General features: G+C 27.9%; 14 protein-coding genes and 1 riboswitch. Of the genes, 13 read left to right on the top strand and 1 reads right to left on the bottom strand.

All coding sequences use genetic code 11. From position 1 onward, the window contains the following. The first annotated feature begins 144 nt into the window (after positions 1 to 144). The 13 genes from I2A75_RS05365 to I2A75_RS05425 all read left to right on the top strand — a co-directional run bounded on the left by I2A75_RS05365 (position 145) and on the right by I2A75_RS05425 (position 15983). Positions 145 to 1515: an MATE family efflux transporter gene (locus I2A75_RS05365; RefSeq protein WP_195263452.1), complete on the top strand. Its 1371-nt coding sequence runs from the start codon at positions 145 to 147 to the stop codon at positions 1513 to 1515. Between the two features lie 178 nt (positions 1516 to 1693). Next, on the top strand, positions 1694 to 2407 hold the full coding sequence (locus tag I2A75_RS05370; RefSeq protein WP_195263554.1) for a YoaK family protein: 714 nt from the start codon (positions 1694 to 1696) through the stop codon (positions 2405 to 2407). 49 nt (positions 2408 to 2456) lie between these two features. Further along, positions 2457 to 2558, top strand: a riboswitch (purine riboswitch). 115 nt (positions 2559 to 2673) lie between these two features. Continuing rightward, a complete protein-coding gene (locus tag I2A75_RS05375; protein WP_195263453.1) occupies positions 2674 to 4023 on the top strand; it encodes a nucleobase:cation symporter-2 family protein in 1350 nt (449 codons plus the stop codon). Positions 4024 to 4612: 589 nt separating this feature from the next. Beyond that, positions 4613 to 5215, top strand: coding sequence for a hypothetical protein (locus I2A75_RS05380; RefSeq protein WP_195263454.1), 603 nt, complete (start codon positions 4613 to 4615; stop codon positions 5213 to 5215). 635 nt (positions 5216 to 5850) lie between these two features. Beyond that, positions 5851 to 8739: a DUF11 domain-containing protein gene (locus I2A75_RS05385; RefSeq protein ID WP_195263455.1), complete on the top strand. Its 2889-nt coding sequence runs from the start codon at positions 5851 to 5853 to the stop codon at positions 8737 to 8739. A 266-nt stretch (positions 8740 to 9005) separates the two neighbouring features. Further along, positions 9006 to 9896: a hypothetical protein gene (locus I2A75_RS05390; RefSeq protein ID WP_195263456.1), complete on the top strand. Its 891-nt coding sequence runs from the start codon at positions 9006 to 9008 to the stop codon at positions 9894 to 9896. Next, the gene (locus I2A75_RS05395; RefSeq protein WP_195263457.1) at positions 9897 to 10442 is read left to right on the top strand and encodes a hypothetical protein; all 546 of its coding nucleotides are present in this window, start codon (positions 9897 to 9899) and stop codon (positions 10440 to 10442) included. Positions 10443 to 10506: 64 nt separating this feature from the next. Next, positions 10507 to 10791, top strand: a complete 285-nt coding sequence (locus I2A75_RS05400; protein ID WP_195263458.1) for a hypothetical protein — start codon at positions 10507 to 10509, stop codon at positions 10789 to 10791. 265 nt (positions 10792 to 11056) lie between these two features. Then, on the top strand, positions 11057 to 12922 hold the full coding sequence (locus I2A75_RS05405) for a carbohydrate-binding domain-containing protein (protein WP_195263459.1): 1866 nt from the start codon (positions 11057 to 11059) through the stop codon (positions 12920 to 12922). 471 nt (positions 12923 to 13393) lie between these two features. Continuing rightward, entirely contained in the window at positions 13394 to 13819 is a 426-nt protein-coding gene (locus I2A75_RS05410) for a hypothetical protein (protein ID WP_195263460.1), read from the top strand. Between the two features lie 14 nt (positions 13820 to 13833). Next, entirely contained in the window at positions 13834 to 14496 is a 663-nt protein-coding gene (locus I2A75_RS05415; RefSeq protein ID WP_195263461.1) for a hypothetical protein, read from the top strand. 6 nt (positions 14497 to 14502) lie between these two features. Next, a complete protein-coding gene (locus I2A75_RS05420) occupies positions 14503 to 14925 on the top strand; it encodes a DUF2871 domain-containing protein (protein ID WP_195263462.1) in 423 nt (140 codons plus the stop codon). A 521-nt stretch (positions 14926 to 15446) separates the two neighbouring features. After that, complete coding sequence (locus I2A75_RS05425; RefSeq protein ID WP_195263463.1) at positions 15447 to 15983, top strand: hypothetical protein; 537 nt, start codon at positions 15447 to 15449, stop codon at positions 15981 to 15983. 23 nt (positions 15984 to 16006) lie between these two features. Here the strand turns inward: I2A75_RS05425 and I2A75_RS05430 are convergent. Beyond that, positions 16007 to 17364 (bottom strand): N-acetylmuramoyl-L-alanine amidase (locus I2A75_RS05430; RefSeq protein ID WP_195263464.1); only part of this gene is annotated, 1358 nt, incomplete at its 5' end.

Genomic DNA, 17364 nt, shown 5'->3' on the forward strand with positions numbered 1-17364 from the left:
ATAAAACTATTAAAGTAAAGTATAAAATTAGTATTTATATATGATTACTTTATTCTATGAATAGAAGGATTATTGATTATTAAAAAGTGTATCGAAAGGTACGCTTTTTATAATATATGAAATATAGTTGGAAGGAGATGAACCATGGTTATATCATATTTTAAAGACTTATTTGATGATAAAAAATTTCTAAAGAAAACTGTAGCAATTGGAATTCCTATAGCAATACAGTCACTTCTTAATACAACCCTAAATTTAGTTGATACCATGATGATAGGAACTTTAGGACAAAGTGCAATTGCGGCGGTTGGACTAGCTAATAAGGTGTTTTTTGTTTTTACTTTACTATTATTTGGTGTTGTTAGTGGATCTTCAATATTAACTGCACAATATTGGGGGAAGAGGGATGTGAAGAACATAAGAAGAGTTCTTGGCATATCTCTTATTATAGGGCTTTCTGGAGCTATTATTTTTATGCTAGCAGGACTTTTAATACCAAAGTTTGTTATGAGAATTTTTACTCCAAGTGAAAATACAATAGCTGTTGGAGCATCTTATTTAATCATAGTAGCCTTAAGTTATCCTTTAACCGCAATAACAAATTGTTATATTTCACTTTTAAGAGCAACAAATAAGGTTAAGGCTCCGGTTTTTATAAGTATAGTAGCTATTGGAGTTAATGTAGTACTAAACTATACATTCATATTTGGTAATTTTGGAGCACCAAGATTAGGGGTTCAAGGTGCTGCAATAGCAACTGTTATTGCTAGATTAGTTGAATGCTTATCTATTTTAGCTATTGTGTACATAAGTAGAGGACCAGCAGCAGCTAAAATGAAAGAGCTTATTGACTTTAATAAGGAATTTATTAAAAAGTATTTTATTACAGTATCACCTGTTATAGCTAATGAATTTATGTGGGGACTAGGAGTTACTATGTATTCGTTAGTTTATGGAAGAATGGGAGATGAAGCTGTTGCATCAATTACAATAACTCAAAATGTTGAGCAAATATGTATTGTTTTATTCCAAGGACTAAGTTCTGCTACTGCTGTTATTTTAGGAAATGAATTAGGTGCAAATAAGCTAAAAGATGCAGAAAAACATGCCAAGAGTTTCTTTGTATTACAATTGTTATTAACAGTAGCTATGGGATTAGTATGTATTATTATAAGAACTCCATTAATTAAACTATTCTCGGTTCCAGATAATATAGCATTAGATATAACTAGGTGTTTGACTGTATTTGTATGCTATTTACCATTTAGAATGTTTAACTTAGTTAATATTGTAGGTGTTCTTAGAAGTGGTGGAGATACAAAGGCTTCTCTACTTTTAGATATCACAGGTGTGTGGTGTGTTGGAATACCGATGGCTTTCTTTGGAGGAATTGTTTTAGGATTACCTATTTATTATGTTTATGCAATGATAACACTCGAAGAGGTTTATAAGTTTATATTAGGTTTTAGAAGATATAGACAAAAGAAGTGGCTTAAAAATATAGTTGGAGCTTAGATATTAAAAGTAGTATTTAGTTGAAAATATACTTTAATAGTAATAGTAGAAGTATCAAGGGATTCACATTGTTTATTGTTCTTTGTGTTATATAAGCCTTTAATAGTAATAATAGAAGTATCAAGGGGGCTTTTAGTTGAATTTAAAAGAAGTTCATACGTCTAAACTTTTTAGAAATATAAGAGAAAAGGTGCCTAGTCATGAAATAACATCTGAATCTTTAAGGTTAGGAATACTTCTTGCAATAGTAGGAGGATTTTTAGATGCTTATACATTCATATGTAGAGGCGGTGTTTTTGCTAATGCTGAAACAGGAAATATTGTACTAGTTGCACTTGGAATTACAAATAGAGATTATAAAAGTGTTTTTATGGCTGCACTCCCTATTTTAGCATTTGTAGTAGGTGTGATAGTCACAGAAATAATAAGAGAAAAATCAATAAAGAATTACAAAGGATCATCAAGGTCTGAAAAGTTCATTTTAATTATTGAAGCAGTTGTGCTTTTTATAATTGGATTTATACCAAATACTGTGCAACACATATTTGTAACTACCACTATATCATTTGTTTCATCAGTGCAAATTTCATCTTTTAGAAGGTTAGTTGATTCCCCATATAGCACAACTATGTGCACAGGAAATTTAAGAACTGCTGCACAAGCTGCATATTTAGCAATAACTAAAAATGATAGAGTGGCATGTGCAAGATCAATAAGATATATAATAGTAATTCTTTCATTTTTAGTTGGTGCATCTTTAGGTGGAATATTAACTGTAAATTTTGGGGTTAAATCAATATGGACATGCTCCATTATACTAATTATTTCAAAAGTTTTATTTAGTATAGATGAACATAGATTAATTGAAAAGATGCATAATTTTGGAAAATAATTTCAAAATAATTAATTATTGAAATTATACTAATGTTTGTGTATAATACGAATATAAATTAAGAAATTCTCGTATATCATCGGTAATATGGACCGAAAGTTTCTACCTGCTAACCGTAAATAGGCAGACTACGAGGTATTGAATTTGAAAAAGAAATTATTATAAATTGATTTGTATTATAAATTTATGATTTTATTTCTATTTTTTAAGACGACACCTCGATTACGAGGTGTTTTTTTATTACTTAAACAATGGAGGATGAAGTCATGGATAAAGTAAAAGTAACAGATGGAATTAAGCTAACATATGAAGTTGACGATAACCCATCAATATCAGAAAAGATATTATTTGGAATTCAGCATATATTTGCTGCATTTGGTGGAATAATAGTTGTTCCATTAGTTATATCTAGTGCATTAGGGTTTGATGTTAAAACAGGAACAGCATTAATAAGTGCATCAATACTTGCAGCTGGTATTGCAACAATAATACAAGCTAAGGGCATAGGACCAGTAGGTTCAAAAGTAGCTTGTATAATGGGGACAGACTTTACTTTTGTATCACCATCTATTACAGTTGGATCAGTTTTAGGATTACCAGGAATAATTGGAGCTACAATTCTGGGGGCAGTTTTTGAAGTAGTGCTTAGCTATTTTATTAGGCCATTAATGAAGTTATTTCCACCACTAGTTACAGGAACAGTTGTATGTTTAATTGGGTTAACACTATTACCTGTATCAATAGATTGGGCTGCAGGGGGAAGTGGAGCTGCAGATTATGGTAGTATAAAAAATATATCAATTTCAATGCTTGTACTTATTGGAACATTATTACTAAATCGTTATGGAAAAGGTATACTTAGTAGCGCATCAATACTTATAGGAATGATTGTTGGATATGTTGTGTGCATTCCACTCGGATTAGTAGATTTTACAGCAGTTAAAGAAGCAAGCTGGATTTCATTACCTAAGATATTTGAATATGGAGTTACCTTTGATTTAAAAGCACTCATAGCATTTATTCCAGCATATTTCGTTACTGCAATTGAAACTGTAGGATGTTTAAAGGCAGTAGGAGAAGTTTCAGAAGTAGATATGACTGACAAGCGTATAGGAGCTGGCGTATTATCAGATGGTATTGGAAGTATGATAGGTGGAGCTGTTGGTACATTACCGAATACTACATTTAGTCAAAATGTTGGGTTAATACCTTTAACAAAAGTAGCTAGCCGTTATGTAGCAGTTATGGCAGGTATTATATTAGTTATATTAGGATTTTTACCTAAACTTGCAGCAATAGTTAATAGCATTCCACAACCTGTTTTAGGAGGAGTTGGAATAGTTATGTTTGGAACTGTTGCAGCAGCAGGAATAAAAACATTAAGTAAAGTACAAATAAATGAGCGTAATCTTTTAATAATAGCTACATCTATTGGATTAGGGCTTGGAGTAACATTTAGACCAGAATTTATTGCACAACTGCCAGAAGGATTAAAAATGATTTTTGCATCAGGAATATCAACTGGGACAATAACAGCATTAGTGTTAAATATAGTTTTAAAAGAAGATAAAGAAGAAATAGAAGCTGCTAATGATAATGATATAGAAGCTGCATAATATATTATTGAAAATTAAACTTAATGATATGTTTTAATTCTCCAATTTAATACGTATCATTAATGAGGCTAATTCTTCATTCAATAATTTTGTGTGGAAAAATATAAGTTGGCGAAGATAAATAGACTGTAGAATAAGAACACAGCGAGCAATTAGGAGTACTTGGTGGAGGAAGAACTACTAGGACATGGTGTTGCTTGGGTGTTTGAGACAGCTAGTTAACTAAAGCTCTTGACATAGTAGTTTTCTTATGAATTAATAGGCCCATCTACTTAAGGTAAGCTTCAGTAGATGGGCTTTAATACTAATTTCAGTATAGCTTTGCTTAACTTCACTAAGTATTCAATGCCTGCCTAGCTATTTAGCTTATGGAACATATGTAATTATCGCAACAAATTATATCGATTTGTTAAGTTATATGAACATTGATTATCAAAAGCCTTATCTAAATTTTTACATAAGCCTTCTTTATTAATATTAAATCATATGAATATTTTGAATAGCATACTATTAGTATAATTTAATTTTAAGTTCATGGAATAATTGAAATTTTATTAAGATTATGGACTGATTTTTTGGAGGTGAACATATGAATAAGAATATACTATTAAAAAGTATAGTTGTTTTATCAATTGCTTATTTATTTTTAGTTACTATTAATAAATCTTATGCAACATTTAGAAGTACTGATTATACAGTAAATAAATTTACTACGGCTGATTTAAAAGGAGAAATAGAAGAGGAGTTCCCTGATGATATTAAGAATTGGGATGATCCACTAACTAAAGAGGTTAGGTTTTCAAATACCGGAACTATAGGCATGATGCTTAGAGTAAACTATCTTGAAAATTGGAGTAATGTTGATAATCTTGGAAACACAATTTATTTAAGCAATATTATAAATGGTGAAGAAGTAGCAATAAAAAATTGGACGCCATTTTGGACGAATGAATGGACATTAGGAAATGATGGTTGGTATTATTACAATTTTATTTTAGAACCTGGTAAAGATACTCAAACTATATTAGATTCAGTAGGTTTTAATAAAAAATTTGAAACTGAATATAAAGAAGCAAAATATAATCTTACATTTAATATGGAATATGTAAACGCAGATTATAATGCTGTTAAAGAAGTTTTTGGAATGAATGCAAATATTCTGGAAGATGGAAGAATTGAATGGACAAATTAGAAATAAATTATACAATAACATTCAATATTGATAATGCAATGCTTTGGTAACACATAGGATTATTAATATTATAATAATTTTTTTCAACTATTATAATAGAAACTTTTCTTGAAAATTTAAAGGTTATATTTTAGAAAGGTTATATTTAAAAAAGTTACAATGATTAACATAATGATTATTTTAACAAATAACTATTTAGCAGGAATATATTATGAACAAAAAGAAAATTGTAGCATTTTTAGTAGATTCTATATTAGCAATTGGATAAATTGGGGAAACACTATCTTGTTTTACATATTCAAGTGCAGCAAAGAAATGAATTTTCAACTAGAAGAACAGATGAACTAGTGATGAAAATAGTTGTATAGAAGTTATAGAAAACTTTAATCCAGAAGATGCTGAGAATATCATTAACAAAGGAGGAGCTTCATTATAAAATAATATATTTGCTGATTAAAAAAATGATGAATTAACATTAGTAAAAAGAGTTATAGCTATTGAAGTTTATTTTGTTAATAATAAAATAACTGTTAATGGAAATGAAATAGAAATTTATAATGGAATATATCACTATTTGATAAAAGTATATTCCAATTAAAATTAGTATTTAGAATTAAGTTTTAAAAGGTGATTACATGAATAAAAAACTAAAAAAGCTGTTAGCTATTTTTTTGTTTACTACTTATATTTTTTCAATGAATGTGTTTGCAGAAAATAATAATATTTTAGCACTTACTTATAAAAATATTGATAATATTTTAGATGAAAATAAAACTTTAAATGATGAGATTACTAATAATCAAGTTACTGAGAATCAAGATTGTGAGAATCAAGTGGCTGAGGATCAAGCTACTAATGATCAAGACACTGAGGGTCAAGATACTAATGATCAAGACACTGAGGATCAAGATACTAATAATCAAGCTACTGAGGATCAAGATACTAATGATCAAGACACTGAGGATCAAGATACTAATGACCAAGATGCTGAGGATCAAGATACTAATAATCAAGCTACTGAGGATCAAGATACTAATGATCAGGATGCTGAGAATCAAGCTACTAATGATCAAGATACTGAAAATCAAGTTACTAATGATGCAACCTTAATAGAAAATCTCCCTAATATAGAATCTACAGAGTCAAAAGCTGAAAGTAAAGCAACAATAATAACAATATCAACAGAAGATGAATTAAAAAACATGAAACCAACTAGTGATTATGAATTAGCAAATGATATAACATTAAGTTCGGATTGGATACCGATTAAGGAATTTTATGGAAGTCTTAATGGTAATGGTCATACTATTTCAAATGTTTCAATAAATATAAAGGGTTCTGATAACCTCGGGTTTATTAATAAGCTTATGGGAACCATAGAAAATATTATATTTCAAGATGTAAGTATAGATTCTTCTATAATAAATAGTAGTAATAAAATTACTTCTATTGGTAGTAATTTAGGAGCGGTTGCAGTATATAATTATGGAAATATAAATGAAGTATCAGTAATTGGTTTGCATATGGTTGGAGCGAGGTATATGGGAGGAATATCAGCATATAACTATGGTACCATATCTAATTCACTAGTATCTATGCAATCTTGTGGAAAAAATCGTGGAATTTATTCTTATAATATAGGTGATTCGATATTAGATGAAAGAGATTTGAATGGAACTAAAACTGCAAATTTTGGTGGACAATATATTGGAGGAATTGTTGGATTAAATATTAGTAAAATTATTGGGTGTATGGCTAATGTAAATATTTTATTTGGACAATATATTGGGGGAATTGTTGGAATGGCTGAGTCTGGTAAAGTTACAAGTAGTTATGCAACTGGATATTTATCTGGATGGCATGATGTAGGAGGAATTGCGGGTGTTGTGGGAGGTGATAGTAATTTCTATAATATTTATTCATCAGTTGAATTAGATGGTTATGGTGAATATAAGCATGTAGCTGCAATAGGACACTCTAATACTGGAGATATGGGAATACACATGAAAAAGTCATATCAAGACATCCAGATGGGAACAGGAGGATCTAACTATTTAAATGCGGTCGGTCAACCTGGACTTGAATTATTATTAGGATATCCAAATGTGTTTTTTGGAAAATTAGACATCTTAGAAGGTTTATTAACTAAAGATATGATCTATAATAATTGGAATCCAGGAGGAGATATACCTTGGACAACTATAGATGGATATTATCCTCAATTAGAGCATTTTGCATTAAATGAAAACCCTATAATTAGAAAAGCTTCTGCAAACAGCGTTCAAGCAGTAGTTCTATCTACTCCTGATGATTTTTCTTTAATTGGTAAAGCAGATGTATCATCTAAAACCTTAACAGATGAGTTATGGAATCAAATAGATACATGGAAATATGTAAGATATCCTTTTTATATGTCTCCTAATAATATAGGTGATTTTGTGAATGATTGGAAAGTCCTGGAACAAGGTAACTATATCGAAGAAGAAATAATTGATATAAATAAAACAAACAATAAACAATATTTAGGGGATTTTACATCTAATGAGATAACAAGAGAAGTAATAGGAGTATCAACCAATGATAATAGTAATAATATATGTAAAAAAATCATTTTATATGGAACAGGAAATGCTTTAAATATAAATAAAACCGTAAATGCTACTTCTGCTGAAAAAGGAAAAGAACTAGAATATACAATAACTGTAACAAACGAAGGGATTCTTCCTATAATTGATGTTGATGTAATAGATATTATGGCCATAGATTACAATATAGATAAGTTAAAAATTTTATTTGATTATTTAATCAATAGTAATATAAAGGATTTTAAAGATAAGTATTATGAAGTTTATTATAATATGGCAATAACAAATGCTCAAGATGTTCTAAATTTAAATTCACCTAGTGACCAAGATATTAAAAATGCATATTCAACTTTATTAAATGCTATTAAGTACTTGAATATAAACATTAATAATACATTAGAAGGTTTATCCTATCAGCACTTAGAAAATATAGCTGAACTAAATGTTAATGAATCTAAAACATATATATATAAAGTTTTAGTTCCAGAAAATCAAAATGGTGGCATAGAATATTATAATGTTGCTATAGCTAATAGTGGTAAATTAATTGATAATGATGATAAAAGCTTATTTGTTCCTCAAAATCAATTAGGATTAATCTCAATTACTAAGGAAGTAGCTAATAATGTAAATAATGATAAATTTACAATTTACGTAAAGGGTGATAAATTTGAAACTTATATTCAACTTGCTGATGGAGAAACTATTCAATTAGAAGTACCATATGGCACATACATGATAACGGAAATCCTTTCTAAAGATTATAAGTTTTTAAATGCAACATATTTCTATGAGGATAATATTAGCCATAATATGTATAATGGAGATAAAGTATCTATTAGTGAAAATAATAATTTAATAAATGTAAAATTTATTAATGAGTTTAATAAAAAGAAATATTTTCATGGTTCATCTAGTAAAACAAATATATTTTCATAAAAATTTGATAAAATCATAATAAAAAAGTGATTTAAATAAAAAAGAACCTATAAGGTAGACACTTGTAAAAGAGATCCTATCTATATAGGTTCTTTTTATACATTTAGTTGCAGAATACAATAAAAATATCTTAGCATTAGGAGTACCATTGTTAATAAATATATCATGATTACTTATATAAAGAATAATTAGTTATTATAATGAAATTTAATTATATATTTTATATAATTAAATTGTGTTAAATTTGGGGATTTAGGGGAGATAAGATGAAGAGTATTAGCAAAACTTTAAAAATTTCTATTACATTAATAGTTATATCTTTAGTATTAACAATTTTAATATCAGAGAAATTAAAAGTAGATAAACCTGTGTTTATAAAAAATTATAAAGAAGTTGAAATTATAGAAAGTGAGGGAAGCCTTTCAATTTCAGGTTTTGATATAGAATTAAAATACATATCGAATATAGAGGATAAAAGAAAGGTAGTATATATAACTTTTAAAGACGCACCAGAATTGAATTTTTATGCAAGTGAAACTAATTCCATGGGATTAATGAGTTTTTACGATTACAGCAATGATAATGTTGAAAGACATGGTAGATATGGAGTTCATACAGTTTTCTTAAGTTTAAACCATGAAAATTTTGAGTATGATTTAAATAAGGAGCTTGAGTTAGGTGAAGCAACTATAACTTTTAATGATGGACTTATTATGGATGTGGATTTAGGAAAAATACTGTTGCATAAATATAGTGATGAGAAAACTCCACTACAAGATTCAGGGGTAGAGGGATCAAGTGATGGAAATAGTAGGAGTATATTTTGGGCCACTGATTATATAATGATATCAAATGTTTATTCACCATTGTTTGAGGAAGCTAAGGATTTATTTGATTTCAATATAAACAAATTAGGAAGTATGAATAAAAAAGATTTAATTTATAACAAAAATGAAAATCTATTTTTTAGTTTTCAATTTTATAATATAGATGACATAGAGAAAAAGCTCTGTAGTTATGAAATAAAACCAGTTATTTATTTTGTTGATAGAAGTGGAAAAGAATACGAAAAAAGAGTATACAACACCTTCAATTATAAACCGTACTTTAGCTTTAGTGATATTTATAAATATCTAAAAGTAAAGGAGGAAATATAAATGCTTAATGGTTATAAAAAGATCTTTTGGGGAATGTTTTTTACAGCTTTTCACATTAATTTAGGGTCAATTCAGTTTTTACCAAACTTTATAGCAATATTGATTGTATCTTCAGGAATAAGAGAAATATTAATTGATAATGAAAATGCTTCACTTAATCTATCATTAAAATTAAATAATATAAGTGCCTTTGTTTCTTTTATTATTTTTATATTGCCATTTCTGGGAATTGATACTTCATCTAATAATATAGTTTTAACTGAAATATGCTTTAATGTAGTAAGTATATTGGAAATTATAGTTATAGTAAAGCTTTTAGAAGGAACATCACAAATCTTATCTGAAAAATATAGCGATAGCTTAGGAAAAGAATATAGAAATAAAGCAATAAAGTATCTTTGGTTATATCCAGTAGTAATAATTGTAATTAATTTTAATTTTATATTTATGTCAGAAATGATAGAACTAGTATTAGGAATATATGCATTAATAATAAAATTGTGGATAATGCTATCATTTAGAAGATTATATAAAAGGGAGTTATAAATATCTAAATAAATTTATAAAAATTAACTAATAATACTTTTATAGAAATATGGAGGTGTTATTAATGATTAAAGATATATTAGATGAATTACAACTTAAAAATTCTGAAAATCTATCTCAACATAATTTTGAAAGAAATACAGCATTAGGAATGAATAGGGATTTGGATAAATTAAAAATAAATGATGATATTTCTAATGAAGATATAATAATTGATGAGTATTCATCAAAAATAACAAATGCCTATGTAGAGCTTAAAGATGTTGTAGAAAATAAGGACAAATATGAAATTTCGGAAGATGATAAAAATAAGGTTGATTTAAATTCATTAATATTAAATAAAAAATAAATATATAGGTTAAAATAAGATAGTTCTTCATTTTGTAATGAGGAACTTTTTTTTATTATAAATTAAATTTTAAAAATTTGTTATTATAGATTTTTTTGATTTTTTATTCTGTATATATAAGTTTACTTTGAATAGAAATAAAGTGATGGAATAAGAAAAGGAATATATGACTACTTTTCTTATAATGGGCATTTAAAAATCTTTTAAGATTAATTTAAGGTAATAATGATATTATTTACTCAATGAAATTGTAGGAGGAAAATTTATGAGTAAAAAACTTATTGCTATATTATCAGTAATTTCCTTATGCATAGGAGTCACTGGTTGCACAAGTAAAAAAGCTAATAATAACGAAACTTCCATAAGTAGTGAAAGTATAGAAAATATTAATGCTAATATAACCTTAGGGAAGAATATATCTGTAGAAGGAAATGGAGCAGTTGTAGAAGAAAATAAAGTTATAATAAATTCAGCAGGAACATATAGCATTTCAGGAACTTTAAGTGATGGACAAATAATAGTAAATGCTGGAGATGAAGATAATGTAGAACTTATTTTAAATGGTGCTAATATAAGTTGTTCTAATAGTTCAGCAATATATGTTAAAAATTCTAAAAATACATATATAATTTTAGCTGATGGAACAGAGAATCAAATGACAGATGGAGAAAATTACGTGTTTGATGATGAATCCACTGATGAACCCAATGCTACAATTTTTAGTAAATCTGACTTGTTTATTAATGGTGCAGGATCTCTTATAGTAAATGCTAATTATAATAATGGAATAACAAGTAAGGATGATTTAGAGATAGGAGATGCAAATATATCAGTAACTTCTGTACATGATGGTATTAGAGGAAAAGATTCTATTACAATAACAAGTGGAAATATAACTATAAATTCACAAGGAGATGGAATGAAATCTAATAACGCAGAAGATGAAGAAAGAGGATATGTATTAATCCAAGGTGGGACTATTAATATAACATCAGGTGAAGACGGAATACAAGCAGAAACAAATGCTACAATCACTGGAGGAGACATAACTATTAAGTCAGGTGGAGGAAGCGAAAATAGCAGCAAAGCTAGTAGTTCATGGGGATCATGGGGAAGTCCTAAGGGCTTTGGAGATCAAGAAGCAATAGTAGAAGAAACTGAAACAGCAAGTGCTAAGGGAATAAAAGCTGTAGTAGGAATAAAAATTGATTCTGGAAATATAAATATTGATTCATCTGATGACTCAATACATTCTAATGGTAGAGTAGAAATTAATGGAGGTAGCATTAATGCTTCATCAGGTGATGATGGTATCCATGCAGATTCTGTAATAGATATAAATAATGGAGATATTAATATAGCTAAATCTTATGAAGGTATAGAAGCTGAAACTATAAATATAAATGATGGAAATATAAAAGTAGTTGCAAGTGATGATGGTATTAATGCAGCAGGTGGAAATGACGGGTCTTCAATGAATGGAAGACCAGGACAAAATAATTTTGCTTCATCAGGAAATGGAATAATAAATATTAATGGTGGAAAAATTATTGTAGATGCAAGCGGGGATGGTATTGATGCTAATGGATCAATATATATGAAAGATGGAACTGTTATAGTAAATGGTCCAGAGGATAATGGAAATGGAGCTTTAGATTATGATGGAAAGTTTGAAATTTCAGGGGGACTTTTAATAGCAGCAGGTGGAGCAGGTATGGCTCAATCACCAAGCACAACATCAACACAAAACTCAGTTAATATATTTACCAGCTTATCAGCAAATACAATAGTACGTATTGAAGATGAGAGTGGAAATGAAGTTATAACATTTGCACCAAGCAAAAATGCACAATCAGTAGTTATATCTTCATCAGATATTAAGACAAATGGAACTTATAAAGTTTATACAGGAGGAGAATCCACTGGAACAGCAAGTGATGGATTGTATTCAGAAGGAGCTTACTCAGGAGGAACTGAATTAGAAAGTTTCACAGCTTCAAGTGTAGTAACAAATGTAGGTCAATCAACTGGAGGCTTTGGAGGTCCTGGTGGAGGAAGAATGCCAGGTCAAGGCGGTGGTATGAGAGGGCAAGAAGGATTACCACAAGGAGAAATGCCAGCAAGACCTTAATATAAAGTTTATTAAAGGATGTTATCTATAAATAAGTTAATTGTTTATAGGTAATATCATTTTTATTTATGTTAATAAAGGGAGAATATAGAGGAAGTAGTTACTTAATTAAAAAATAAAGTAACTACATAGTGCAAATAATTATGAATTTTATTTTATAAAGAATACTATTGACAAACTAAATGATAGAGTATAATATTCTTTATATGAACAGTGTTCAATTTAAATTTCAATATATAAAATATAGTCGAAATTAAAAAATAGAAGTTTTAAAAATAAGCTCATAGCTTATTTTAAAGATATGTTTTCATAATAAATATAAATAAATATATATTTTTTTATTATATATAAGATTTTAATACAAATGGCTTCTATAAAAATGTAAATATATATTAATATTCCCACTTAAATAAAGTGGGAAAAAATATAATTCAATATGAACAAAGTTCATATTATAAAGGAGGAATTTTTATGAAAATAAGAAAGGAAAAGCTATTAATTTTAGCAAGTGCAGTATGGCTTATTGCAGGTTTTAATATATTGCGAATAGGATTTATAAGTTATGTAAGACATATCACTTTCTTGAACTTAATTCTTTCAATATTAGTGTTCGTGTTTTTTTGGTTCATAGTTTTTAATAAACTTGTTATAAAACATACAAATAGAATTCAAAACTATAAAGAAGAGATGCAGTTTGTTTTGAAATTTTTTGATATAAAATCATTTTATATAATGGCTTTCATGATGACATTTGGTATTGGTATAAGAGCTTTTAGCCTTGTTCCAGAAGTGTTTATTGCTGTTTTCTATTCTGGTTTAGGTTGTGCATTATTTGGTGCTGGAATTCTATTTGGTTATAACTATTTTAAGCTTGAAAGAAAAATACATAAAGAATAAGGAGGAAAATTAAAATGCAAGCAATTATGGAAACAACATTTGATGTTGTATATCTAATTACAGTAGTTACTTTAGGAATCATAATGATTATGAAAAACAATGGGAAAAAACAATATCTTTTATTTGGGGTTATGGCAGTAACATTAGGGGTAGGAGACTCATTTCACTTAGTTCCAAGAGCAATTGCATTATGTACTACAGGACTTGAAAATTATACATTTGCATTAGGAATTGGTAAATTTATAACTTCAATAACAATGACTATATTTTATATACTACTTTATTATGTATGGCGTTTACGTTACAAAATTGAAGGAAAAAATGGAATGACATTAGCTATATACTTAGTATCAATTACACGTATTATCTTATGTTTATTTCCGCAAAATGGTTGGACAAGCATAAATGCACCTTTAAGCTGGGGAATTTATCGAAATATACCTTTTGCTTTGTTAGGAATATTGATAATTATTCTATTTTATAAAAGTGCAAAAGAAAATAATGATGGAAGTTTTCGTTTTATGTGGTTAACTATTGTATTGAGTTTTGCATTTTATATACCTGTAGTATTATTTGCAGATACTATTCCATTAGTAGGAATGTTGATGATTCCAAAAACTTGTGCATATGTTTGGACTGTATTAATAGGATTTAATAGTATGATTTCAAGGAGGTAGTTTTGTATGAAAAAGATATTAAATATTTCATTTATTTATTTTTTACTAGCAATGATAGGTGGAGTTTTTTACAGAGAATTTACGAAAATTATAGGATTCACAGGGCAAACAACATTGGGATATATACACGTACATTTAATAGTATTAGGTTCAATACTATTTCTAATTATAGCTCTATTTTGTAGAGATACAGAATTATTATATAACAAAACTTTTAAAAAATTCATGGTTATATATAATATTGGACTTCCACTTATGGTATGTATGATGTTAATTAGAGGAATTATTCAAGCATTAGAGCTGCAATTAACGAGTTCAATCAATGGAATGATTTCAGGAATTGCAGGAGTATCTCACATACTTGTAATGATAGCTTTATGGATGCTATTCACATCCTTAAAGAAAGTGTTAGTTAATGAGGAAAAGTAAAAATTATAAATTATAATTAAAATGTACAGTTAAAAGCAAATTATAAAATTTTTAAGTTAAGATATTTGAGCAGTGAGGGGAAGAATTCACTGCTTTTATATTCTTTGAGCAAAATAGAGAAGCTTATTTTTAAAATTTCTTGTTGAGGGATGCCCAAAACCATAATTTTTTCAAATTTTTACGTCTTATAAATGGCTTAAAATCGTTATTTTTTATTTTATCGTGAAAATTTCATTTAGTGAAATAGATAATTTTATATAAATAAATTTATTATGTTGAGCAATGTATTAGTTAAAGTACAGATTAGAATTAGTTTTGTGTACTTATCCATAGTAAACCCTCCTTTTTAACATCATGTAAATATATAGATAATGTAAGTAGAAGAAATCAAAGAAAAACTACGTTAAAGTTGAATTTAGCATAGTTGAAAAGGCAATGATCATTGGCTTTGGTTATTCATTAAAAAGTTTTAAATGAATATTCTAATATTATGTGATATAGTTTATATGAGAGGTGAATTTATGGAGATAAAATATAGTAATAAAATTGAAGATTATGAAGTATTCTTTAAACATTTTGCTTATAAGTATATACATTTTACTAGAATTAAATATTTTATTAGCTCTATTGCGTTTATTAGTGGAATATATTATTCAATTGAATTAAAGAACATTATGTATTTTTTTACTAATTCAATTGTTATGACTTTAATAGTATTTTATTTATTAAAAATAATGGAGCCTAATTATATAAATAAGCTTTCTAAGAAGTTGGCTTTAAAAAACTTTAAAAAATATGAAAATATTGCTAATGAGAAGACTTTGATTATAGATAATAAATTAGTAATTATAAATTATAAAAATAGTACTTTTAAAATGAAATTAAATAAGGATACTAAATTAGATATAATTGATAAATATATAATGATACTTAATGTTTTAGAAAGTGGATATAAAAGTAAATTAATAATTCCAATTAATGTTTTCAATAGTGAAGAAGAAAAAAATAAATTTATTAATTATATTAAAGAAATGATTAATATAAAAGTACCCAGATAAAAGTTTATCTGGGCATTTTTATATTATGCGAGCTTTCCTAACCATAAAGTTAAATTATAAAGAGCAGTTCCAATAGCACCAAGAAGAGCTGTAGCTCCATTTACTATAATTGGAAGATAGCCTAGATATATTATAGCTACCATGGCTGCTATTAATAGAAATGGAATTAAAATAGGTTTAGTAGCATCTATTACATTTTGTGCAAATAATGTAATAGTTTGATAAGCATTTTTTAAACTATCTTTATCAAATTCAATAGATAATTTTTGACTAAATGTTGAATCATTTATATTTAAAGTTCTAGTCAAAGATATAGTAGTTGTCTTAGAATCATCAGCTGCAGCGACGGAGAAACTCGTATTACCCAATTTAAATAACTGCTTTGATATCGTGATTCCTTTTGCAGAGAGTGTTGTCGATAGTTGTAACAAATCATTTTTAAGTGTACCACTAATAAAATTTCCAGCCTTAAAGTCTGCAACTATTTCGCCATCATTGCTACCACCTTTCGTAGTGGAGAGTTTAACTCTAATTGATCCAGATTGAGCAATTATTTTTTCTTGAGTAGTTTGTGTGAACTTAACTCCTAAGAGTTTAGCAAATCCACTATTATTTATTTGATCTAATACATCATTCGTAGAACTATCTATATTTAAGTAATTTAAAATTTCTTTTGCTATAGCATTAGCAAAATCATCCTGTCTATTTTGTAATAAATTAGCGTCACCAGAATTAGTTATAAAGGCAGTTTCAACTAAAATAGCAGGCATATTACTTGACATAAGAACTCTCCAAACTTCTTCTTTATGCCCTCTATTTGGTATTCCTAATTTACTTGATATAGCTTGTGCAACATTTGCAGATAATTGTTTAGTTTTTGAATCAGCAGCTGGTTTAGTATAACACTCAGTACCACTAGCAGAAGCAGTGGCTGAATTTGCGTGAATAGACACAAATAAGCTTGCACCCCATTCATTAGCTTGTTGCGCTCTAGGATCTAAATCCACAAAAGTATCAGTTTCTCTTGAATATTTTACTGATATACCATATGAATTTAATTTCACTCCTAATTTTTTAGCTATTCCTAAAACTATATCTTTTTCTTGCAATCCATTTCCAGAAGCTCCAGGGTCATACCCACCATGGCCAGGATCTATAAATACTTTTAGTCCACCAGGGATTTCTACACCACCAGTACCACCGCCATTTGAGCCACCACCAGAAGTATCACCATTACTATATAAAGGAGAAGAAGTAATGGAACTATCATTATCTCTAGGAGCCCAAATAGCACATCTACCAAAAGATTCAGTTTGAATTATATAGATATCTCCACTTCTTTCTTCAAGAATACTATAAGATAAACCACCAAATTGAGCAG

Source organism: Clostridium sp. 1001275B_160808_H3, from assembly GCF_015550425.1.
In the GTDB taxonomy this organism is placed as follows: Bacteria; Bacillota; Clostridia; order Clostridiales; family Clostridiaceae; genus Clostridium.